Origin of the sequence: Pantoea sp. QMID4 (assembly GCF_030270445.1) — a bacterium.
GTDB lineage: Bacteria > Pseudomonadota > Gammaproteobacteria > Enterobacterales > Enterobacteriaceae > Pantoea > Pantoea vagans.
Genome location: NZ_BSXL01000003.1, coordinates 435841 through 457363 on the forward strand (window position 1 = coordinate 435841; position 21523 = coordinate 457363).

Consider the following 21523-nt stretch of genomic DNA (forward strand, 5'->3'; position numbering starts at 1 on the left):
TCCGGGTATTACAGAATTTCCAGCAGCTCAACTTCGAAGATCAGGGTGCTAAAGGGTGGGATAGAGGCACCCGCACCGCGCTCGCCATACGCGAGGTTCTGTGGGATTACCAGTTCCCATTTTGAGCCAACCGGCATCAGGGTCAGTGCTTCGATCCAGCCAGGGATAACACCGCTTACCGGGAATTCTGCCGGTTCGCCACGGGCAACAGAGCTGTCGAATACGCTGCCGTCGATCAGTTTGCCGGTATAGTGAACGCGTACGCGATCCTGACGTGATGGGATTGGACCTTCGCCCTGAGTAATCACACTGAACTGCAGGCCTGATTCGGTGCTGCTCACGCCTTCACGCTGCGCATGTTCCTGCAGGAACGCCTGACCTTCTGCTGCCATGGCTTCGGTACGCTCACGACGTACGCCTTCCGCACGTTCGTGTACTTCACGCAGTGCACGATGAACCACGTCAACCGGTACGGCCGGTGAGTTCCCTTCCAGCGCGTCGCGCAGACCCGCGAGCAGTGCTTCTGGTTGCAGACCCTGCAGACCAGATTCCAGCAACTGCTGGCCAACCTGTAAACCAATACCGTAACTTGCTTGTGCTTCGACGCTGTCGAAAGAAGGGGTAGTCATCTTCGTTCCTTTCACTCTCGGATATATTCGAACCGGCAGCATAACAGCGCAGGCCGCTGGCGTAAAATGCCCTGCGTCGCAGATGACTTTTGCGGGGGAAAGAGAAACAATAGAGCCGTCAAATTTATCAATGCTGGCAGGCACTTCGCGCTGGTATTGCCCATACTATAACTATCGATGGGGATCACCCCGTCTGTAGCACCTGAATAAGAGAGCAAACATGGGCCAGATTGCCCCACGACGCCGCAGGATGCGTGCACATCATATTGTATCCCGGCTGCAGAGCTGGCTGGCCGCACACAGGCCACCGCAGCCTGCCGGAGAGGAGAAACCCCGAATGGCTTCAGACGCGTCATCCCGCCTGCCGACATGGCTTCAGCGTATCTGGCATTTTACCGACCACATTCGCTGGATGGACCCGCTGCCTGCGCCGCACCGTCGGGGCATCGTAGCCGCTCTGCTGGTAATGCTGGTGGCGTTTCTCTGGCCCGCCAGTACCTTGCGCTATCCGGTTGAGCAGCCGGTCGTACCCCAGGCGGAGAAAGAGGTGCCGATGCAGGCGGATATTTATGAAAACAACGGTACCCGCCAGCCTTCATCCTCGCAATCTCAGCAGACGCCAAAAGCCGATTCTCAGGGGGAGTGGCGTAACCTGACCATTTCATCTGGTCAGACGCTGGCGCAGCTGTTTCGCGACAACAGTCTGCCGGTCAATGATGTGTTTGCGATGGCGCGGGTGGAAGGCAGCGATCAGCCGCTCAGCACACTGAAAAGTGGCCAGCAGGTTAAAATCCGTCAGGATGCGCAGGGCGTGGTAACAGGACTGACAGTGGATGGCGCTAATGGCCCGGTTCTGTTTACCCGTCAGCCGGATGGCAGCTTTCTTCGCGCGCAGTAACGCGAACCGCGGCCAGCAGAAAGGCATAAAACAAAAACGCCGGCACAGGGCCGGCGTTAATGTCGTGCTCAGTTAATCAGGATTAACCAGCAACAACTTTCACGTTCAGTTTAGCGAATACTTCGCTGTGAACCTGGAAGTCTACTTCATGCTCACCGGTAGTGCGCAGAACGCCGTTCGGCAGACGAACTTCGCTCTTAGCCACTTCAACGCCTGCTGCAGTCACTGCATCAGCGATGTCGCGGGTACCGATTGAACCGAACAGTTTACCTTCATCGCCTGCTTTAGACGTGATGGTTACCGTGCCCAGTGCATTGATTTTCTCAGCGCGTGCAGTTGCTGCAGACTGAACGTCAGCCAGTTTGGCTTCCAGTTCAGCACGGCGTGCTTCGAAGAACTCAACGTTTTTCTTGGTAGCAGGAACAGCTTTGCCCTGTGGTACCAGGAAGTTACGAGCGTAGCCCGCTTTAACGTTAACCTGGTCACCCAGGGTGCCAAGGTTTGCTACTTTATCAAGCAGAATAACTTGCATTACCTTATCCTCTTAAAGTCGTTAATGGACAGTTGCCGATTACTGATGACGATCAGTGTACGGCAGCAGAGACAGGTAACGCGCGCGCTTGATGCAGCGAGCCAACTGACGCTGGTATTTTGCACGAGTACCGGTGATACGGCTCGGGACAATTTTACCGCTTTCGGTAATGTAGTTTTTCAACGTTGCGATGTCTTTGTAATCGATCTCAACAACGCCTTCCGCGGTGAAACGGCAGAACTTGCGACGACGGAAATAACGTGCCATTAGGCTAGTCTCCAGAATCTATCAATTCAATCTGCTCGGCATGGAACACCACTTTGCTCTGGCCATTTCGTGCCTGATGGCAACTAATGAAACCGTCGAGTGTGAGTTGCGTGCCGACCGTTATATGTTGAGTAATCACCTGATGGGCGCTGCCGCTAATAATAACAGGCATACGACACCAGGCTTGCCGGTGAAACCCGGCCTCCTCCTGCACTGAGCGGTGCTCAAGCACGAACTGACAGTGAGGAATTCCTGACGGGCTAACTCTTCGAACCGGTGTCCTGCACACAGTGCCAGACAGGCGAAGCCGATTGACCGTCACGATGGATTACTCTTCAGAATCCCCAGCATCTGACTCATCAGCGGATTCGTTAGCAAAATCTTCGCGACGATCACGACGCTCATCTTTCGCTTTAACCATCGGCGATGCTTCAGTTACCGCGTTTTTAACGCGCATAACCATGCTACGGATAACGGCGTCGTTGAAGCGGAAGTTCGTTTCCAGCTCATCGATCGCTTCCTGCGGCGCTTCAACGTTCATCAGAACGTAATGCGCTTTGTGCAGTTTGTTGATCGGGTAAGCCAGCTGACGGCGGCCCCAGTCTTCCAGACGGTGAATCGTGCCTTCTGCACCAGTGATAGCACCAGTGTAACGCTCGATCATGCCAGGAACCTGTTCGCTCTGGTCAGGATGAACCATAAATACGATTTCGTAATGACGCATCGAAATTGCTCCTTACGGATTATTCAGCCTCCTGTCGGGGTCAACCGCGGCCCATGGAAGCAAGGAACGTTATAGGCTGTGTCCCACAAAGGTTCGCTGTGACGAGCGCTTGTGGGACACAGCCTGAGAATGCGGCTGAAAAATTGACGCGTAATCATACTGGCGGCAGCCCCTGAACTCAAGCGCACATTTAAACAAATTGCCGGTAGCGTGCCAGATACCGTGGCTTTTTGTGCTAATGGCATAAATACAGCGGGTTAATGCCGCTTTGTTCAAAAACGCTGATGAAGAGGTTCAGAGGAACGATCTGGCGATAATATGCTCAGTCGCTAAACTAAATAAAGACGCGACGGTTTACTTAGTGGCGTTATTCAGAGTGTGTTCCCTGAAGTGAGGAGTCGGGCATGAAAACGTTCGTCATCGCCACTTTACTGGGTCTCTTCCTGTCTCCACCCGCTCTTGCCAGCTATGCTGACTGTGCGCAGCAGATGAGAAGTCACAGCAGCGAAGCGGCATCGGGTTATGTCTACGTTAACCGGCTGGATACGCCGGAAAGAAACCCGGTTAATACGCCTGCCAGAACAGCAGAAAAATCGTCTGCACACTGGTAAGGGCCAGTAAGTTTACGGGCGGCAGAGTCCTTCTCCGCCCGTTCATTGTTTAAAGCTGATATTTAAAAAAGCTGACCAGCGCCGTTAAGGCGGATGGGGTGATCTTGTGACCAATCTGCTTTTCTGACAGTGAGGTCAGATGTTGCGCCAGCCCGTTTTCACGCAGTGCGTGCGTCAGTCGTACGCTCTCCGCCCAGGGCACCACCTCATCCGCCTCGCCATGCCACAACAGCAGCGGACGCTTTGCCAGTGCCTCCAGATGGTTGCAGGGATCATAGTCCGCCAGCGGGGCCATGCGGGCCGCAAACTGCGCCTTCTGCTCCGGCGTGTCAGCCACCAGCGGCGGAAAAAGCGACTCGCTGAGCTGCATAAAATAGCCCGATCCCATCATACAGGCGACGCTCTGAATCTGCGGATAACGTGCCATCGCACCCAGCGCGGTCATGCCGCCCATCGACGCACCCGCCACCGCGAAATGCCCGTCAGCGATCAGATTCTTATTACGCAGCGCAGTCTCCAGCAGCGGCAGCTCATCAATGTTCTGTTTCAGAATCTCCCAGAAGCGGCCCAGGCGTGCTTCGGCGTCACCGTGATAACGCGCGCCGTGCAGCTCGGCATCCGGCATAATTGCCCGAAATCCCGCCTGCGCCAGCGCAACAGCGAAGTAGGCGTAGACCTCTTTTGATGAGGTGAAGCCGTGATAAAACAATACGGTCGGCAGTGGCTGATGCCGCTGTCCGGCAGGCGTGGCATGCAGGCATTCGATACCGGCCAGCGTTTCTGTGGTGAGTTCAATCATGGTCTCTCCTGAACAGGGGCAAGGCGTGCCGTTCAAGTGTACGTTCTGCGGGTTAATTTGCGAAATTCCCCGCTGCGCTTAGTTATGCTTTTCCACGCTAAACTTTTTCCGCAGCGTGCCGTTGATCGGGTATTCCCCTAACCTGATCAAAGGTAATGTATGAAGCGTCTCTCTCTCAGCGGACTGAGTCTCGGAGTTAAGCTGTCTGTACTGACGTCTCTCAGCGTAGCGCTGCTGTTGCTGGTACTGACACTGACTCAAAGCCACAACGCCTCGCGCCAGCTGGAAAATCTCGCCATTGATGACATGCACAATCAGGTGCAGGGCATCAGTGAAATGGCCACGATGTTCAATGCCACTCTCACCGAAGAGGTGTCTCATTACACCAGCCTCTTTACCAGCTTTCTGCCTAAACGCTTTAGCCTGGATGAAAGCGCCAGGGTACAGGTCGGTGCCTTTTCGACGCCCGTGCTGCGCGCCGGGTTAAAAACGCTGAACCTCGACCAGAGCGCCGTAGACGATTTCACCGAACGTACCACCGCCGTGGCGACCATTTTTGTGCGCGACGGCGACGATTTTATCCGCATTTCCACCTCCCTGAAAAAGCAGGATGGCAGTCGCGCAATTGGTACGCAACTTGACCGCACGGGTGCTGCCTGGAAAAGCGTTCATCAGGGCGAAGTCTATCAGGGGCTGGCGACACTGTTCGGCCATCGCTACATCACCCAGTATCAGCCGGTAAAAGATGAGAGTGGCAAGGTCGTCGCCATCCTGTTTGTCGGCGTAGGCATTGATAAGCAGTATGCTCTGATGCGCGATAAGATTCTGGCGCGCCGGCTGGGCGACAGCGGCCATTTCTATGTGCTCAACGGCACGCCCGGCAAGAATCAGGGCGAGTATCTGTTCGATCAGCACAACGAAGGGAAACGGCCAGACTGGGACGACGCGACATTGCAGCCCCTGCTGACGCAGCCGCAGGGCATGCAGCAGGTGGAGATCAACGGTGAGCAGCAGATGCTGGCATGGCAGCAGTTGCCGGGCTGGAACTGGGTGATTACCGGTGAAGTTAACCGTGCCAGCCTGCTCGCCCCGATTACCTACAGCTGTAACCTGTTCCTGATTACCGGACTGATTCTGGTGGTGATCTTCGCGCTGGGGTTTGTCTGGTACAGCCGTCGGGCGATTACCCGTCCGCTGCAACAGGTGATCCATCTGGCAGAACAGTATGCCGCCGGAAATCTGCAGGTCCATATGGATACCCGCCGTCGTGATGAAGTCGGTCAGTTGATTATTGCGATTAACGGCATTGGCGATGGGCTGGAAAAAATCGTCAGCCAGGTGCGCAGCGCAGCGCAGGAGATCAGCGACGGCACGGACACCATCGCCGCCAGCAGCCATAACATCAGCGAGCAGATCGGGCGTCAGGCCAGCAGCGTGGAGCAGACCTCAGCCAGCATGGAGCAGTTTGGTGCCACGGTCGAACACACCGCTGACAGCCTGCGTCAGGCGATGTCACTGGTGGCCGAAGCCAGCGATATCGTCAGTCATGGCAGCCAGACGGTGGTGCGCTCGGTCAATACCATGTCAGCGATTAAGGTGTCATCGCAAAGCATTGCGGATATCACCCATGTGATTGAGTCAATCGCCTTCCAGACCAATATTCTGGCCCTGAATGCGGCCGTTGAAGCGGCACGAGCCGGTGAACAGGGCCGGGGCTTTGCCGTGGTAGCCGCAGAAGTGCGTGCGCTGGCACAGCGTTCCGCGCAGGCCGCAAAAGAGATTGATGGACTGATTGCCACCTCCATCAGCAACGTGGCGGAGGGCCACCAGCTGTCTGAGCAGACGCGCGATGCGATGACCGACATTGTGACCCACATCGAACAGGTGCAGGCGCTGATGGGCGAGATCAACGTGGCAGCGCAGGAGCAGGCGGCGGGTATCGGCCAGGTGAATCTGGCGATGAACCAGATCAGCCAGGCGACCCATCAGAACAGCGAACTGGTGGCACAGGCAGAAAACAGCGCACAAAACCTGAGTGATAAAGGGCACCACCTGACCCAGCTGGTCAGCGTTTTCAGCCTTAAATCCTGACGTCATTCAGGACGATGACATAGACTTACTGTTTCCTCCTGAACAGGGGTTTTGCTATGCGTTCCGCTTACTTACTGATAATCAGTCTGTTGCTGGCAGGCTGCTCCGCGCCTGGAACCACGCCTAAAGCCCCGCCTGCGCCAACCCAACAGGCGCAGGAGATTTCACGGGCACAGAGTGGCGGTTTGCCGAAGCTGGGTAACATTACCGTTAACGTGCATGGCTCACCGGATGATGCCCAGCGGGCCATCGCTGCCCAGGCTAATCAGGCTGGCGCGGCTTACTATCAGATTGTGATGCTGAGCGAAACGGTGATGCCCGGTTTATGGTACGCCAGCGCGATTCTGTACGGTGCCTCACCGGCCACAGGCGCGGGCCAGTAACCGGTCAGTCACTGCAGCCTCAGACGGGTGTGAACCCCGCTGGTCGAGCCACTGCTGGCACCACGCATCGGCCAGGGGTGGCTCACTGTATTTCAGTAGCTGAGCGCCTGTCGCCAGCTGCAGCAGCGTGTGGGTGACGTCGCGCGCCTGCTCTTCAGGAACGTTCTTAAGCCTCAGTCGCAGCTGACGCCAGCGCGTATCGAAATGCCGATTACTCCCTTTTACCGCCTCAAACTCCTGACTCAACATCTCTGTCACTTCTGCGTGACGGCCGAGTACGCGCAGAACGTCAAGACACATCACATTGCCCGATCCTTCCCAGATGCTGTTGACCGGCATGTCACGATAGAGGCGCGGCAGCTCACTCGCTTCGCAGTAGCCGATGCCCCCCAGCACTTCCATCGATTCCGCCACAAACGGCGCACCCGCTTTGCAAATCACATATTTTGCCGCTGGCGTAAATAAGCGGGCAAAGGCGACCTCATGCGGTCTGGCCGGTTGTGACCAGGCACGAGCCAGCCGCATCAGCAGGACGGTTTGCCCCTCAAGCTGTAGCGCCTGCTGTGCCAGAACCTGACGCATCAGCGGCTGATCCACCAGATTTTTCCCCATGACCTGACGCTGATGAGCATGCCAGAGCGCCACCGAGAAGGCGCGCCGCATCTGACCATGACTGCCGAGCGCGCAGTCAAAGCGCGTCATACCGGCCATTTTCAGGATCAGCCGTACGCCTTCGCCCTCCTCCCCCAGCAGCCAGCCGGTCGCGTCGCGAAATTCTGCTTCGCAGCTGGCATTTGAGCGATTGCCCAGCTTATCTTTGAGCTGCTCAAGCTGGATGGCATTGCGTGACCCGTCGGGTAACAGGCGCGGCAGAAAAAAACAGCTTAATCCCTCGGGCGTCTGGGCCAGTACCAGATGCGCATCACTCTGCGGCACTGAGAAAAACCACTTGTGGCCGGTCAGCCGCCAGGCTTCACCCGGGCCTCGTGCGCCCAGCGGCTCGGCACGAGTGGTGCTGGTCAGCAGATCGCTGCCGCCCTGCTTTTCTGTCATGCCCATCCCGATCAGCAATCCGCGTTTCTGGCCGCCGGGCTGTGCATGCGTGTCGTAGCGATCGCTGAGCAGCGGATCGAGCCAGTTTTCAAACGCGGCGGGCAGATAAGTTTGCAGCAGCGGAATGGCGGCGTGCGTCATGGTCACCGGGCAGAGCGTACCCGCATCTATCTGTGCATGCAGAATAAAGCGTGCAGCGCGCGCTACGCTGGCCTGTTCACGTACCGTCGGTTGCCAGCTGAGATTGTGCAGACGACTGGCGCAGACGCCCTGCATCAGCAGGTGCCAGGCAGGATGAAAGCGAACCTCATCCAGGCGCACGCCACGGGCGTCGTAGCGTAGCAGTTCAGGCGGTTCAGCGTTGGCGAGCCGGCCCAGCTCCAGCGACTCGGCGCTGCCCAGCTGGCGACCAACTGACGCCAGCCATTCCCCATCCCATCCGGCGCCTTCGCGTGACAGTGCCTCGCCAAGCGGCGTGTCGGACAGGAACAGGTTACTGTTGCTCAGAGGATGGGGCTGATTAAAAACGGTGTGTGTTGTCCAGGTCATAACTACTCCTCACGGATGTCACTCAGTAAGTATACCCGTCGTCTTTCAAGCTGCATTTTTGTTGGCTGCGTTCACTCACCCGAATCACTTACTCATGTAAGCTCATCGGGATTCGTTATCTTGCCGCCTCAATGCAACCCGAAATCCTTTGGGTATATACGAATGACGCGCAGTTATGCCTGGTACAGAAACTAATTTGTGGCGAGGATCACATCCGGGATCAGGCGTTACGCTGACGCACTGCTTCAAACAGGCAGACACCGGTTGCGACCGAGACGTTGAGTGAAGAAACACTGCCCGCCATCGGAATACTGATCAGCTCATCACAATGCTCGCGGGTCAGACGACGCATGCCTTCGCCTTCCGCACCCATTACAAGCGCCATCGGACCGGTCATTTTGCTCTGGAAGACGTTATGATCCGCTTCACCTGCGGTGCCGACCACCCAGATGTTGTACTCCTGCAGCAGGCGCAGTGTACGCGCAAGGTTAGTGACGCGAATCAACGGCACATTCTCTGCCGCACCGCTGGCCACTTTTTTAGCCGTGGCATTCAGGGGAGCCGAGCGATCTTTCGGCACGATAATCGCATGAACACCCGCTGCATCGGCGCTGCGCAGGCAGGCACCCAGGTTGTGCGGATCGGTAACCCCATCCAGCACCAGCAGAAAAGGCTTCTCCAGGCTCTGCAGCAGATCCGGCAGGTCGCCTTCCTGATACTGACGACCCGGTTTTACCCGCGCCACGATGCCCTGATGCACACCGCCTTCAACCTGGCTGTCGAGCCACTTACGCTCGGCCAGCTGAATCACGATCCCCTGAGCTTCCAGCGCGGCGACCACGGGTTGCAGGCGACGATCGTCGCGGCCTTTGAGGATAAAGACTTCCTGGAAACGTTGTGGATCACGTTCCAGCAGCGCCTGCACGGCATGGATACCAAAAATAATTTCGCTCATCGTTCTGCTCAGTGGTTGGAAATGAATAAATGACCGCCCTTTCTGTGGAGTGAAAGGGCGGGTACGCGCACTATGTTACGCTCAGCCGTCAGGCTCAGCTTTTTTTCTGGCGCGCTTCGCCCGGGTGGCGGCGGCGATTTTACGGGTTTTTTCCGAGACGTTTTTACTTTTTTTCTCGGTATTCGCCGCGGCAGGTTTGCCCTTGTCACCCCGGAATGCAGCATCCGGCTCGAAGTTGGACTTTTTGTTCACGTTACGACGACGCTTCGCTGGCGCGTTGTCTTCACGCTTCGCCCGATCACGCGCAGTTTTACCTTCACCACGCACCTGACGCTGGCTGGAGATAAGAGCAAAGTCGATTTTACGCTCGTCCATATGGACCGCTTCGACACGTACTTCAACGGTGTCACCCAGACGATAGGTGCGGCCGCCCGATTCACCGATCAGACGCTGACCTACCGGGTCAAAGCGGTAGTAATCGTTGTCGAGGGTTGAAACGTGCACCAGACCATCGATGAACAGATCGCTCAGGCGGACAAAGAAGCCAAATCCTGTCACGCTGGAGATGACGCCGTTGAAGACGTTGCCGACCTGATCCTGCATGAAGTCACACTTGAGCCAGTCCGCGACGTCGCGGGTTGCTTCATCGGCACGACGTTCGGTCAGGGAACAGTGCAGACCCAACTGCAGCATCTCCGGCATCTCGTAGTGATAGCCGCCGGTTGCCGTCGTCATATCTTTGGCGACATTGCGCTCCTTCGGCATCAGGTATTTGATGGCGCGTTGTACCAGGCCTTTACCCTCATCCTGCTCTTTTGCCAGCAGATATTTAATGGCGCGGTGCAGCGTCAGATCCGGGTAGCGGCGAATTGGCGAAGTAAAGTGCGCATACGATGAGAGTGCCAGACCAAAGTGACCGCGGTTTTCCGGATCGTAAACCGCCTGCTTCATCGAACGTAGCAGCATAGTTTGCAGCATTTCTGCATCAGGACGATCGGCAACCTGCTTCAGCAGCGCCGCGTAATCCACAGGCTGCGGTTTGTTACCGCCTGGCAGAGTCAGTCCCAGCTCGTTGAGCACGGTACGGAAGCTCTTGATGCTCTCATCGGTCGGACGATCGTGATCGCGGAACAATGCCGGTTCCTGATTTTTCTCAACGAAGCGTGCTGAGGCGATGTTCGCCAGGATCATGCACTCTTCGATCAGCTTGTGGGCGTCATTACGTGACGCGCGCTCAACCCGTTCAATACGGCGCTCGGCGTTGAAGATGAACTTCGCCTCTTCCGTTTCAAACGAGATACCGCCGCGCTCTTCACGTGCAGCGTCCAGTACCTGGTAGAGTTTGTGCAGCTCTTCAAGATCTTTGACCAGCGGTGCATACTGCTGACGCAGCTCTTTGTCGCCCTGCAGGATGTTCCAGACTTTGTTGTAGGTCAGACGTGCATGGGAGTTCATCACCGCTTCGTAGTGTTTAAAGCCGGTGAGCTTACCTTTGGTCGAAATGGTCATCTCGCACACCATACAGAGTCGATCGACCTGCGGGTTAAGCGAGCATAAGCCATTCGACAGCACTTCCGGCAGCATCGGCACAACCTGCGACGGGAAGTAGACTGAGGTTCCGCGCTGATGCGCTTCGTCATCCAGTGGCGTACCCGGACGAACGTAGTAGCTCACATCGGCGATAGCGACCCACAGACGCCATCCGCCACCGCGTTTTTTCTCGCAGTAGACCGCATCATCGAAGTCACGGGCATCTTCACCATCAATGGTGACCAGCGGCAGTTTGCGCAAATCGACGCGGCCTTTTTTGGCCTCTTCCGGGACGTCTTCTTTCAGCTTGCTGACCTGAGCTTCCACTTCTGGCGGCCAGTTGTGCGGAATTTCATGGGTCCGCAGCGCCATATCAACGGCCAGACTGGTGCCCATATCATCGCCCAGTATCTCAGCCACTTTACCGATCGCTTTGGTGCGACGGTTCGGACGCTGAACCAGCTCAACCACCACTACGGAGCCCATGCGGGCATTCATCGTCTCTTCAGGTGGAATGAGGATATCAAAACTCAGGCGACTGTCGTCCGGCACCACGAAGCCGGCACCGGCATCGGTAAAATAGCGGCCAACGATCTGATTGTTGCGCGGTTCCTGCACGCGGACCACCCGCGCTTCGCGGCGGCCTTTGCGATCGGCACCCAGCGGCTGCGCCAGTATCACGTCACCGTGCATACAGAATTTCATCTGTTCTGCGGAGAGGTAGAGGTCATCTTTCTGACCTTCTGCCCGCAGGAAGCCGTAGCCATCACGGTGGCCAATGACTTTACCGCGCAGGAGATCAAGACGTTCTGGCAGCGCATAGCATTGACGGCGGGTGAACACCAGCTGACCATCACGCTCCATGGCGCGAAGGCGGCGACGCAGCGCCTCAAGGTGCTCTTCTTCGAGCAGATTCATCTCTTCAGCCAGCTCTTCACGGCTGGCTGGTTTTTCACGTTTTTCTAACAGAGCCAGAATAAATTCACGGCTTGGAATAGGGTTTTCGTATTTTTCAGCTTCTCTATCCTGAAAAGGATCTTTTGACATAGCGGTTCCTCCGATGTCATTCAATATTTATTTCCGCCGGCGATTTGGACAGGATAATTTCATAAAGTGGTGTATTTCCTTCGACCAAATCTGCCAGCGTATAGCTATCCAGCTCCTGCAAAAAGCGCTGCACTGCATCGTGCAGTGCCTGCTTCAGACGGCAGGCTGGTGTGATGGAACAGGAGGCGCAATCCACTAATTGTAGCGGTTCCATCTTGCGTACCACGTCGCCAATAACAATCTGATGAGGCGGCATACCCAGGCGAATGCCCCCATTTTTTCCACGTGTTGCGGCAACGTAGCCCGCACGGCTCAACTGATTGATGATTTTGACCATATGATTACGGGACAAACCATAGGTATTTGTCACTTCCGTAATATTGGTCTGCTGACCTTCGGGCAACGCTGCCAGATAAATCAGCGCCCGTAAGCCATAATCAGTAAAACTCGTGAGCTGCACAGTAACCTCAGTGAACCTTCAGGCGTGGCATTGCGTTATTCGCCCTATGATTGATGTCAGAATTAAATCGGAACGTCATTCGATTAGCTACGATGATAAACCAGAGTCTGATTTGCCGTGCGTTTTTTTCAGCAAGCACAAGGTTTGACAAACGAAGGGAGGTAAAGTGGCATCAAAGAGTGGAAAAACAAGGGCCGGACAGCGTCCGGCCTGAATGGTTATGCGTCAAATGGATCGCGCAGAATCATCGTTTCACTGCGGTCCGGACCGGTTGAGATAATATCAATCGGCACACCCGTGACCTCTTCGACACGCTTAATGTAGTCGCGTGCAGCCTGAGGCAAACCTTCCAGCGTCTTCACGCCAAACGTAGTCTCACTCCAGCCTGGCAGGGTTTCGTAGATCGGCTCAATGCCTTCCCAGTTCTCTGCCGCCAGTGGCGTAGTGGTCACTTCGCGGCCATCAGGCATACGGTAAGCAACACAGATTTTCACCTCTTTCAGGCCATCCAGCACGTCCAGCTTGGTCATGCAGAAACCTGACAGGGAGTTGATCTGAACCGCGCGGCGAACCGCGACCGCATCAAGCCAGCCGGTACGACGACGACGTCCGGTGGTCGCACCGAACTCGTTACCCTGTGCACAGAGGAATTCGCCGGTTTCATCGAACAACTCAGTCGGGAACGGACCTGCGCCCACGCGGGTTGAGTACGCTTTCACAATACCCAGCACGTAGTCGACATAGCGCGGACCAATGCCTGAGCCGGTTGCCACGCCACCTGCGGTCGTATTGGACGACGTCACGTACGGATAAGTTCCGTGATCGATATCCAGCAGCGTACCCTGCGCGCCTTCAAACATAATCAGATCGCCACGCTTACGCGCGCTGTCCAGCAGTTCTGAAACGTCAACCACCATGCCAGTGAGGATGTCAGCGACTTCCATTACATCGCTCAGCACTTTGTCGAAGTCCACTGCCGGCTCTTTGTAGTACTCGACCAGCTGGAAGTTGTAGAAATCGACCACTTCTTTCAGTTTGGCAGCAAAGGTTTCTTTGTTGAACAGGTCGCTGACGCGCAGTGCACGACGGGCGACTTTGTCTTCATAAGCAGGACCGATGCCACGACCGGTAGTACCAATCGCTTTCGCACCGCGCGCTCTTTCGCGCGCCATATCCATCGCAACGTGATATTGCAGGATCAGCGGACAAGCTTCAGAAATCAGCAGACGTTCACGTACCGGGATCCCGCGCGCTTCCAGTCCTTTCATCTCTTTCATTAAGGCTTCAGGAGAAAGCACTACGCCGTTACCAATAATGCTGGTTACGTTATCGCGCAGAATGCCAGAAGGGATCAGGTGGAGGACGGTTTTTTCACCGTTGATGACAAGCGTGTGGCCCGCATTGTGGCCGCCTTGATAACGCACAACGTAATTCGCGCGCTCAGTCAGAAGGTCTACAATCTTACCTTTACCTTCGTCACCCCATTGGGTGCCCAGTACGACGACGTTCTTACCCATTTCTCAAAATCACCGATTGCTTAAAAAAGGATTCTACCATCTGATCCCATGGTTTTCAGCACTTTTAGCATACGATTGCGCGCTTTTTTGCCTGGGTTTTGATCACTACAACATGTTGGGGATAATGGCGCGAGGAAGCACAATTTAGCCGGTCTGAAACCCGATTTACAGGTTGCCGTGCAGGCTGAGCATGCAGTAAATCACCATGCCCGCGACCACCAGTCCGCCACCAAAGCGATGCAGCAAACGATCGGGTAAGCGGGTCATCGTCAGGATCATGCGTCGCCAGGCGCGTGGCATAAACATCGGTCCCAACCCTTCCAGCACTAATACCAGCGCCAGTGCCATCCAGATGCTTGTTTTCATTCTGAATCCTGAAAAAAGGCCGACAACATTGTCGGCCCACAGGTTATATCAGTTCTTAACGTGTCGCGTTAGAGGGCGCCTTCATATATCGGAAGAAGTCGCTATCCGGGCTTAACACCATCACATCCTGATTTTCATTAAAGCTGTTTTCATAGGCACGCAGGCTACGAATAAAGGCGTAGAAGTCAGGATCTTTGCTGAACGAATCCGCAAACAACCGCGCCGTTTCTGCATCACCGTCACCGCGAGTGATCAGGGCTTCACGCTGGGCTTCAGCCAGCGTACGCGTCACCTGATAATCGGCCTGAGCACGCAGTTTTTCTGCCTCTTCCTGACCCTGTGAACGCTGACTACGCGCTACGGCTTCACGCTCAGCACGCATACGGTTGAAGATTGCATCGGACACTTCGGTCGGCAGGTTGATCTGCTTGATGCGCACATCCACAACCTGAATACCCAGTGCTGCCATGCTGTTCGGATTTGGCGCCGGCTCGCTGCTGTTAGTTTCACGCTCTACGCGGGCTGCTGCGCTGGCAATCGCATCATCCGCCGCCGGCGTAGCGATTTCATCATCGCTGCCCGCAGACCCGGTATTCAGCGCGTCACGCACATCGGTGGTCAGGCGACCACGGGAATCTGTAACGATATCCTTCACATCAAGACGACCCATCTCAGAACGCAAACGGTCACTGAACTTACGTTTCAGCAGCACCTCTGCCTGAGAAACATCACCACCACCGGTAGCCAGGTAGTAGCGACTGAAATCGCTGATACGCCATTTGATGTAGGAGTCCACGATCAGATCTTTCTTCTCTTTGGTGACGAAGCGATCGGCCTGGTTATCCATAGTCTGGATGCGTGCATCCAGCGTTTTAACCGTTTCCAGGAATGGGATCTTAAAATGCAGACCCGGCTCAAACACCTGCGGTTTGTTTTCGCCGTCGCGCAGGACTTTACCGAAGCGCAGAACAATGCCTCGCTGCCCTTCCTGCACCACAAACAGCGACGCATAAAGCGCCACCAGCACGACAATGATTAAAAATACTATTGGCTTACGCATCGATTACTCTCTCCCTTCGCGCTGGCTGTCGCTGCGCTGAGCATTCGCCCGACGCTGATCCATGATATTGTCCGGACTGTATGACGACGTGTCATTGCGGCTGGCGTTGCGATCGGAGATGGCTGGCAGCGAAGAACTGTTAACGCCTTTCTGACCATTCTGACCCGATGTCGCCTGACCACCACGCATCAGCTGATCCAGCGGCAGCATCATCAGGTTGTTACCCCGATCGTTAACCAGTACTTTGCGGGTATGGCTCAGCACGCGTTCCATGGTCTCGATATAGAGACGCTCTTTGGTAATTTCAGGCGCGGCTTTATACTCCGGCAGAATCTTGGCAAAACGCGCCACTTCACCCTGCGCTTCCAGAACGGTACGCTCTTTGTAAGCGCGCGCCTCTTCCAGAATACGTTGCGCCTGGCCATTAGCACGAGGCTGAACTTCGTTGGCGTAAGCTTCTGCTTCACGAACATACTGTTCGCGGTTTTCACGTGCGGCAATCGCATCATCAAACGCAGATTTCACCTCTTCCGGCGGACGGGCAGCCTGGAAGTTGACGTCCAGCACCGCGATCCCCATGTTGTAAGGGCGAATTGTTTCATCGATTTCACGCTGGGTGTCGCTACGCACCACGGTACGGCCTTCGGTCAGAATGCGGTCCATTGTAGAACGACCAATCACGCCGCGCAGCGCACTGTCAGTGGCCTGACGCAGGCTGTCATCCGCGCTGGTCACTGCATAAAGATAACGTTCCGGATCGGTCACGCGATACTGCACGTTCATTTCAACGCGCACGACGTTTTCATCTGAGGTCAGCATTACGCCAGAAGCCGCCAGTTCACGCACTGCTTCAACGTTAACCGCGCGTACCTGATCAACAAATGTCGGTTTCCAGTTCAGGCCGGGCTCAACCAGGTGACTGAACTTACCGAACCGCGTTACCACGCCACGTTCCGCTTCTTTGATGGTGTAGAAACCGCTGGCAGCCCAGATGGCTACAGCAGCAACAGCCACGATGCCAACGATTTTGCCACCGCTGCCGGAGCCGCGCTGACCGTTGTCGCTCTGTTTGCCACCGCCCAGTCCACCAAGCTTCTTGCTCAGCTTACGGAAGATATCATCCAGATCAGGAGGCCCGGATTCCCGTCCTCCCTTATTTCCCCCAGAGTTGCCGCCTTGATTATTGCTGCTTCCCCACGGGTCGCGGTCCTGTCCGTTATTTCCGGGCTGATTCCACGCCATGTCTCTACTCCATTTATTGTAATTACGGTTTTTACCCTTCATCTTTCGGATTGCAGCGGTACTGGCTGCCTTCGCTCACCCCGTTCACTTACCTGCGTAAGAGCCTGGGATTCACTCAGTTGCCGCCTTGCTGAAATCCGAAATACCCGGGTAAATCCTGCGTATTAAGGCCTGCAACGAAAGTGCGACAATCTTCAATTTTTAAGGTAAATGCGTTTGGGCAATATCAAACAATGTAACTGGTCAGCGACGGTTCCTGTTTACATAAACGCATCCACTCAACGATGGGCATACGTATCTGCAATCCTACACTGCCGTCTTCTTCATTCCACTCTTTCTCAATCGCCTGCAACTGATAGAAACGGCTGCGAAGTCGCCCCGCCTCCGGTGGCAGACGTAACGCATGCTGGGCAATTTCCCCTGACAGGCGCTCGGACAGAGCCTGCCACAGCAACGGAATGCCTGCGCCGGTCTGGGCGGAAAGCCAGACGCGGATGGGCAGGTTCTCTTCGTTGCGATCGATACGCGGTTCGAATCCGTCGAGCATATCGATTTTATTCATGACCAGTAAGGTCGGAATTTCGTCCGCTTCAATCTCTTCCAGTACGGTATCGACGGCCGCGATATTTTCCGTAACGCGAAGATCGGCACCATCAATCACGTGCAGTAACAGCGTCGCCTGACGTGTCTCCTGCAGCGTAGCTTTAAATGCGGCAACCAGATCGTGAGGAAGATGGCGAATAAAGCCGACCGTGTCCGCCAGAACCACGTCTCCGACATCGGCAACATTCAGACGACGCAGGGTGGGGTCAAGTGTCGCAAACAGCTGGTCTGCGGCAAAGACGTTGGCAGAGGTCATGGCATTAAAGAGGGTCGACTTGCCGGCATTGGTGTAACCCACCAGCGAAACAGTTGGCACATCCGCTTTAGCACGGGACTGTCGTCCCTGCTCACGCTGTTTTTCAACCCGCTCAAGACGAGACAGGATCTGACTGATACGTCCGCGCAGAAGACGGCGGTCGGTTTCTAACTGTGTTTCACCCGGGCCACGCAAGCCGATCCCGCCTTTCTGACGTTCAAGGTGCGTCCAGCCACGTACCAGACGTGTCGCAAGATGACGTAGCTGCGCCAGCTCAACCTGCAATTTACCTTCGTGGGTACGCGCGCGTTGGGCAAAAATATCCAGAATAAGACCAGTGCGATCAATGACACGGCATTCGCACAGGCGCTCGAGGTTTCTTTCCTGAGCGGGCGTAAGGGCATGATCGAATAATACGACCGATGCTCCAGTTGTTTTTACCGCATCGGCAATTTCAACGGCTTTTCCTTCACCGACAAAATACTTGGGGTGTGGCGCTTTGCGGCTGCCAGTAACCACTTGCAGCGCTTCAACGCCAGCAGAGGAGACCAGGGTTTCAAACTCCTGTAAATCTTCTACTTCTTTGTCTTGGGAGAACCAGATGTGTACCAGTACGGCCTGCTCACCGGCATCATAACGGTCAAACAAGCTATAACCTCACTAAATAAAAGACCAGGACGGAAAACCGCTGTTCTCCGTTCCTGGCTGTACGGCGACGCGTTATTCTGCGTTATCACCGTCTTGTTGTGGCTGTGGCTGCGCAGATGTGTTGCTGCCACCGTGATGGTAATTGTTGCTGCCGCCACCGGTATTATTGCTATGGTGAGAAACCGGGCGCGAAGGAACAACGGTAGAAATGGCGTGCTTATAAACCATCTGGCTTACCGTGTTTTTCAACAAAATGACGAACTGATCAAATGACTCAATCTGACCCTGCAGCTTAATACCGTTAACCAGATAAATCGAAACCGGAACACGTTCACGACGCAGTGCGTTCAAAAACGGGTCTTGTAATGATTGCCCCTTAGCCATTCTATCTTTTCCTTATATGCTTGTTGTTTGTTGCTAGTAGAACCTATGGTTCTGAAAAAAAACTGCGTAAAAATTTGCGCACGATAACCCATCAATTGTACACAATCACCCATGCTTCGCACTAAGAACCTGTAACACTGTATCACGCGCCAGCCGGGACTCGTCACTGTCAAGCCAGTGAACATTTTCCCAACCGCGTAACCAGGTCATCTGTCGCTTAGCAAGCTGCCGGGTTGCGCAAATTCCCCGATAAACCATCTCGCTGTAATCGATTTCGCCCGACAAATAAGACCACATCTGACGATAACCAACACAACGAATGGAAGGCATGTCCGTATGCAAATCACCTCGTGCAAACAGGGCCCGAGACTCCGCTTCAAATCCTGACGCCAACATCTGATCAAAACGCAACGCGATGCGCTGGTGCAGCAATTCGCGGCTCGCGGGGGCGATGGCAAACTGTTGCACGTCGTAGGGTAACGCTTCGCCGGATGTTTTTGTCAGTTCCGTTAAAGTTTTACCCGAAATAAAAAAAACTTCCAGTGCTCGCGAAAGTCTCTGCGGATCATTCGGATGAATACGACTGCCGGCAACCGGGTCGATTTCACACAGCTGGCGGTGTAAAGCTTCCCAGCCTTTTTCACGCGCCGTTTGCTCTATCCGCTGACGAACGTCGGGATCGGCCGAGGGCAACGGCGACAATCCTTCAAGTAACGCCTTGAAGTAGAGCATGGTTCCACCAACAAGCAACGGTATTCGTCCGGCTTCAACGATATCCGCCATTTCTGCTAAAGCATCCCGCCGGAACTCCGCTGCCGAATAGGCTTCTGCGGGGTCGCGGATGTCGAGCAGACGATGGGGCGCCACTGCTAACTCCTCAGCCGACGGTTTCGCCGTGCCAATATCCATCTGACGATAGATTAAGGCAGAATCTACGCTGATTAGTTCCACTGGTAACTGCTTACGCAATTCAATTGCTAAAGCCGTTTTGCCAGACGCCGTGGGTCCCATTAAAAAAATAGCCTTTGGCCAGCCAGCCTGGTTTAGTTCACTCATGCTTCAACGCGTTGACCGCGCTCTCAATCTCTATAGGCTGTAATAAGCCTGAAGGCGGCGATTTCAGCAACTGAGGGCAAAGCCGTTCAAGCTCTGCCAGCAGGTTGATCGCCTGTGAGTGATTCCAGTCAGAGGACTCTGTTTCCTGACGCCGCGCCAGCCACTGAGCCAGTTGCGTCGCAGAGTTCTCCTGCTGCCGGGCGAGATAGCCTAACAGCTCAGGAATCAAGATTTGTAAATTTTGTGTTCGTAACGGTAAAGGCACCGCGCGCAACGTCACGTGGTCTCCTTCGGGCTGAAGTTCAATACCCATCTGATTGAGCAGGCTGCTATTTTCTTGTGCCGCCTGTCGTTCTTCCTGGGCGATTTTCAGGCGCACCGGGATCAGCAATGGCTGCGGTTTAAGTCTCTCTTCGCCCGGTTCAAGCTGCGCCTGTTTCAGCCAGCGCGCCGCCACCGGCAACGCCATCAGCATTAATGTCTGATCCTGCTCCAGCAGTGCAAAGTGATTGTGCAACACGGTCAGTACACGGCCAAAACTTTGAGCATGCGCGGCAAGTGGCGAAGGTCTTTCGGCCTGACGCGCTATCGGCTCGCGGACTTTTGGCGGTGATGACGTGCTGACAGGGGTTTTGAGCAACTGCTGATAAACCGCCCCTTCACGCTGACGATACGCATTCTCTTTGTTCTGCCAGGCTGGTGCAGGCTGAGTTTCACGCCCGGATGCTGCTGATTTCTTCTCGCCGGCGGACGCCGCAGGCTGCGCAAAATGATTACCGCCTGCTGCCTGACGGTTTTCCGGCTGCCAGCGCGGTGCGGGCTCTTCTGCCTGAAGCGCAGGTAAGGTCGGTGCCGCCATCGTCTGCAATGCGCTGACCACACCCTGATAGATAAAGTCATGCACCAGGCGTGACTGATGAAACCGAACTTCATGCTTGGCCGGATGGACGTTGACATCAACCTGATGCGGGTTAATCTCCAGATAGAGCACATAAGCGGGCTGCTGGTCATCATGAAGCTGGGTCTGGAACGCCTGGCGAATAGCATGGTTAATCAGCTTATCGCGCATCATCCGGCCATTCACATAGCAATACTGCAGATCGGTGACCTGGCGCGAACCGGCAGGGTCGGCAACCCAGCCGCGCAGCGAGAGGTCGTCATGTTGCCAGTCGATGCGCAGCGCATGCTGCATAAACGTGGTGCCGCAGATAGAAGCCAGTCGCCGTTCGCGCTGACTCTCCTCGCTGACGGCCCGATACTGACGCATCATTTTACCGTTGTGGCTCAGCGACAATGCCACGTCGAAACGTGCCAGGGCAATACGGCGAATGACCTCATCGATATGACCGAACTCAGTTTTCTCGGTTCGCATAAATTTGCGGCGTGCCGGCGTGTTATAAAACAGGTCCAGTACTTCCAGCGTGGTACCGCAGGGATGTGCCGCCGGTTTAACCGTCACCGCCATATCACGCCCTTCGGCATAGGCCTGCCAGGCTTCAGTTTGATCGGCGGTGCGTGAGGTGAGTGTCAGGCGGGAGACAGAACTGATACTGGCCAGCGCTTCACCGCGAAAACCCAGGCTCATGATCGCTTCCAGGTCATCCAGTGAGGCTATTTTACTGGTCGCGTGTCGGGCGAGTGCCATCGACAGCTCGCTTTTCACGATGCCGCAGCCGTTGTCACGAATACGAATCAGCTTTGCGCCGCCCTTTTCAATATCAACGTCAATGCGCGTCGCGCCGGCATCAAGGCTATTCTCCACCAGCTCTTTAACCACGGAGGCAGGACGCTCAACCACTTCACCCGCCGCAATCTGGTTAGCCAGCTGGGGTGGTAAAATTTGAATCGGCATGATTTTCCTTT

22 protein-coding genes are annotated in these 21523 nt (G+C 55.3%); 4 read left to right on the forward strand and 18 right to left on the reverse strand.

The features are described from left to right. Positions 1-8: 8 nt before the first annotated feature. Positions 9-629, reverse strand: a complete 621-nt coding sequence (gene bamJ, locus QSK07_RS09420) for a BamJ family beta-barrel-assembly machinery protein (RefSeq protein WP_010256433.1) — start codon at positions 627-629, stop codon at positions 9-11. Between the two features lie 220 nt (positions 630-849). Between bamJ and QSK07_RS09425 the strand changes: the two genes are divergently transcribed. After that, positions 850-1527 (forward strand): LysM-like peptidoglycan-binding domain-containing protein, encoded by a 678-nt coding sequence (locus QSK07_RS09425; protein ID WP_285721451.1) that lies wholly within the window; start codon positions 850-852, stop codon positions 1525-1527. A gap of 82 nt (positions 1528-1609) precedes the next feature. Here QSK07_RS09425 and rplI read toward each other — a convergent pair whose 3' ends face one another. Genes rplI through rpsF form a run of 4 tightly spaced genes read right to left on the reverse strand, consistent with a single transcriptional unit; the run spans position 1610 to position 3050 of the window. After that, positions 1610-2059, reverse strand: a complete 450-nt coding sequence (rplI, locus tag QSK07_RS09430; RefSeq protein WP_098052284.1) for a 50S ribosomal protein L9 — start codon at positions 2057-2059, stop codon at positions 1610-1612. Between the two features lie 39 nt (positions 2060-2098). Next, positions 2099-2326, reverse strand: a complete 228-nt coding sequence (gene rpsR / locus QSK07_RS09435; RefSeq protein ID WP_002210155.1) for a 30S ribosomal protein S18 — start codon at positions 2324-2326, stop codon at positions 2099-2101. Between the two features lie 4 nt (positions 2327-2330). After that, entirely contained in the window at positions 2331-2648 is a 318-nt protein-coding gene (gene priB, locus QSK07_RS09440) for a primosomal replication protein N (protein ID WP_013359169.1), read from the reverse strand. Positions 2649-2654: 6 nt separating this feature from the next. Further along, positions 2655-3050 (reverse strand): 30S ribosomal protein S6, encoded by a 396-nt coding sequence (rpsF, locus tag QSK07_RS09445; RefSeq protein WP_003855334.1) that lies wholly within the window; start codon positions 3048-3050, stop codon positions 2655-2657. Positions 3051-3454: 404 nt separating this feature from the next. On the opposite strand from rpsF, the gene QSK07_RS09450 reads away from it, so the two are divergent. Further along, entirely contained in the window at positions 3455-3661 is a 207-nt protein-coding gene (locus QSK07_RS09450) for a hypothetical protein (protein ID WP_098052283.1), read from the forward strand. A gap of 49 nt (positions 3662-3710) precedes the next feature. Here QSK07_RS09450 and yjfP read toward each other — a convergent pair whose 3' ends face one another. Further along, positions 3711-4460, reverse strand: coding sequence for an esterase (gene yjfP, locus QSK07_RS09455; protein WP_098052282.1), 750 nt, complete (start codon positions 4458-4460; stop codon positions 3711-3713). A 159-nt stretch (positions 4461-4619) separates the two neighbouring features. On the opposite strand from yjfP, the gene QSK07_RS09460 reads away from it, so the two are divergent. Both QSK07_RS09460 and bsmA read left to right on the forward strand, forming a co-directional pair. After that, positions 4620-6551 carry a methyl-accepting chemotaxis protein gene (locus QSK07_RS09460; RefSeq protein ID WP_285721452.1) on the forward strand — a complete coding sequence of 644 codons (1932 nt, stop codon included), beginning with the start codon at positions 4620-4622 and terminating at the stop codon, positions 6549-6551. Positions 6552-6607: 56 nt separating this feature from the next. Beyond that, positions 6608-6934, forward strand: coding sequence for a biofilm peroxide resistance protein BsmA (bsmA, locus tag QSK07_RS09465; RefSeq protein WP_285721453.1), 327 nt, complete (start codon positions 6608-6610; stop codon positions 6932-6934). Here the strand turns inward: bsmA and QSK07_RS09470 are convergent. The 12 genes from QSK07_RS09470 to mutL all read right to left on the reverse strand — a co-directional run bounded on the left by QSK07_RS09470 (position 6908) and on the right by mutL (position 21512). Further along, a complete protein-coding gene (locus QSK07_RS09470; protein ID WP_285721454.1) occupies positions 6908-8536 on the reverse strand; it encodes an isovaleryl-CoA dehydrogenase in 1629 nt (542 codons plus the stop codon). The genes bsmA and QSK07_RS09470 overlap by 27 nt on opposite strands. Positions 8537-8756: 220 nt before the next feature. Further along, entirely contained in the window at positions 8757-9491 is a 735-nt protein-coding gene (gene rlmB / locus QSK07_RS09475; protein ID WP_275221602.1) for a 23S rRNA (guanosine(2251)-2'-O)-methyltransferase RlmB, read from the reverse strand. 81 nt (positions 9492-9572) lie between these two features. Beyond that, entirely contained in the window at positions 9573-12068 is a 2496-nt protein-coding gene (gene rnr, locus QSK07_RS09480) for a ribonuclease R (protein WP_285721455.1), read from the reverse strand. 16 nt (positions 12069-12084) lie between these two features. Then, the gene (gene nsrR, locus QSK07_RS09485) at positions 12085-12528 is read right to left on the reverse strand and encodes a nitric oxide-sensing transcriptional repressor NsrR (RefSeq protein WP_098052277.1); all 444 of its coding nucleotides are present in this window, start codon (positions 12526-12528) and stop codon (positions 12085-12087) included. Positions 12529-12746: 218 nt separating this feature from the next. Then, positions 12747-14045 carry an adenylosuccinate synthase gene (locus QSK07_RS09490; RefSeq protein WP_013359178.1) on the reverse strand — a complete coding sequence of 433 codons (1299 nt, stop codon included), beginning with the start codon at positions 14043-14045 and terminating at the stop codon, positions 12747-12749. Positions 14046-14210: 165 nt separating this feature from the next. Next, the gene (locus QSK07_RS09495) at positions 14211-14411 is read right to left on the reverse strand and encodes a DUF2065 domain-containing protein (protein ID WP_010256126.1); all 201 of its coding nucleotides are present in this window, start codon (positions 14409-14411) and stop codon (positions 14211-14213) included. 55 nt (positions 14412-14466) lie between these two features. Further along, positions 14467-15471, reverse strand: coding sequence for a protease modulator HflC (gene hflC, locus QSK07_RS09500; protein ID WP_013359179.1), 1005 nt, complete (start codon positions 15469-15471; stop codon positions 14467-14469). Between the two features lie 3 nt (positions 15472-15474). Then, positions 15475-16713, reverse strand: coding sequence for an FtsH protease activity modulator HflK (gene hflK / locus QSK07_RS09505; RefSeq protein ID WP_098052276.1), 1239 nt, complete (start codon positions 16711-16713; stop codon positions 15475-15477). 226 nt (positions 16714-16939) lie between these two features. Then, complete coding sequence (gene hflX, locus QSK07_RS09510) at positions 16940-18220, reverse strand: ribosome rescue GTPase HflX (protein WP_275221605.1); 1281 nt, start codon at positions 18218-18220, stop codon at positions 16940-16942. A 72-nt stretch (positions 18221-18292) separates the two neighbouring features. Then, positions 18293-18604, reverse strand: a complete 312-nt coding sequence (hfq, locus tag QSK07_RS09515) for an RNA chaperone Hfq (protein WP_009087468.1) — start codon at positions 18602-18604, stop codon at positions 18293-18295. Positions 18605-18709: 105 nt separating this feature from the next. Beyond that, a complete protein-coding gene (gene miaA, locus QSK07_RS09520; protein WP_285721456.1) occupies positions 18710-19660 on the reverse strand; it encodes a tRNA (adenosine(37)-N6)-dimethylallyltransferase MiaA in 951 nt (316 codons plus the stop codon). Further along, positions 19653-21512 (reverse strand): DNA mismatch repair endonuclease MutL, encoded by a 1860-nt coding sequence (gene mutL, locus QSK07_RS09525; protein WP_285721457.1) that lies wholly within the window; start codon positions 21510-21512, stop codon positions 19653-19655. Before mutL ends, miaA begins: the two co-directional genes overlap by 8 nt. Between the last annotated feature and the right edge of the window lie 11 nt (positions 21513-21523).

What these genes read in the sequence shown, in the direction of transcription:
- bamJ (WP_010256433.1), bottom strand. Translation starts at nt 629, where the DNA reads ATGACTACCCCTTCTTTCGACAGCGTCGAAGCACAAGCAAGTTACGGT.
- QSK07_RS09425 (WP_285721451.1), top strand. Translation starts at nt 850, where the DNA reads ATGGGCCAGATTGCCCCACGACGCCGCAGGATGCGTGCACATCATATT.
- rplI (WP_098052284.1), bottom strand. Translation starts at nt 2,059, where the DNA reads ATGCAAGTTATTCTGCTTGATAAAGTAGCAAACCTTGGCACCCTGGGT.
- rpsR (WP_002210155.1), bottom strand. Translation starts at nt 2,326, where the DNA reads ATGGCACGTTATTTCCGTCGTCGCAAGTTCTGCCGTTTCACCGCGGAA.
- rpsF (WP_003855334.1), bottom strand. Translation starts at nt 3,050, where the DNA reads ATGCGTCATTACGAAATCGTATTTATGGTTCATCCTGACCAGAGCGAA.
- QSK07_RS09450 (WP_098052283.1), top strand. Translation starts at nt 3,455, where the DNA reads ATGAAAACGTTCGTCATCGCCACTTTACTGGGTCTCTTCCTGTCTCCA.
- yjfP (WP_098052282.1), bottom strand. Translation starts at nt 4,460, where the DNA reads ATGATTGAACTCACCACAGAAACGCTGGCCGGTATCGAATGCCTGCAT.
- QSK07_RS09460 (WP_285721452.1), top strand. Translation starts at nt 4,620, where the DNA reads ATGAAGCGTCTCTCTCTCAGCGGACTGAGTCTCGGAGTTAAGCTGTCT.
- bsmA (WP_285721453.1), top strand. Translation starts at nt 6,608, where the DNA reads ATGCGTTCCGCTTACTTACTGATAATCAGTCTGTTGCTGGCAGGCTGC.
- QSK07_RS09470 (WP_285721454.1), bottom strand. Translation starts at nt 8,536, where the DNA reads ATGACCTGGACAACACACACCGTTTTTAATCAGCCCCATCCTCTGAGC.
- rlmB (WP_275221602.1), bottom strand. Translation starts at nt 9,491, where the DNA reads ATGAGCGAAATTATTTTTGGTATCCATGCCGTGCAGGCGCTGCTGGAA.
- rnr (WP_285721455.1), bottom strand. Translation starts at nt 12,068, where the DNA reads ATGTCAAAAGATCCTTTTCAGGATAGAGAAGCTGAAAAATACGAAAAC.
- QSK07_RS09490 (WP_013359178.1), bottom strand. Translation starts at nt 14,045, where the DNA reads ATGGGTAAGAACGTCGTCGTACTGGGCACCCAATGGGGTGACGAAGGT.
- QSK07_RS09495 (WP_010256126.1), bottom strand. Translation starts at nt 14,411, where the DNA reads ATGAAAACAAGCATCTGGATGGCACTGGCGCTGGTATTAGTGCTGGAA.
- hflC (WP_013359179.1), bottom strand. Translation starts at nt 15,471, where the DNA reads ATGCGTAAGCCAATAGTATTTTTAATCATTGTCGTGCTGGTGGCGCTT.
- hflK (WP_098052276.1), bottom strand. Translation starts at nt 16,713, where the DNA reads ATGGCGTGGAATCAGCCCGGAAATAACGGACAGGACCGCGACCCGTGG.
- hfq (WP_009087468.1), bottom strand. Translation starts at nt 18,604, where the DNA reads ATGGCTAAGGGGCAATCATTACAAGACCCGTTTTTGAACGCACTGCGT.
- miaA (WP_285721456.1), bottom strand. Translation starts at nt 19,660, where the DNA reads ATGAGTGAACTAAACCAGGCTGGCTGGCCAAAGGCTATTTTTTTAATG.
- mutL (WP_285721457.1), bottom strand. Translation starts at nt 21,512, where the DNA reads ATGCCGATTCAAATTTTACCACCCCAGCTGGCTAACCAGATTGCGGCG.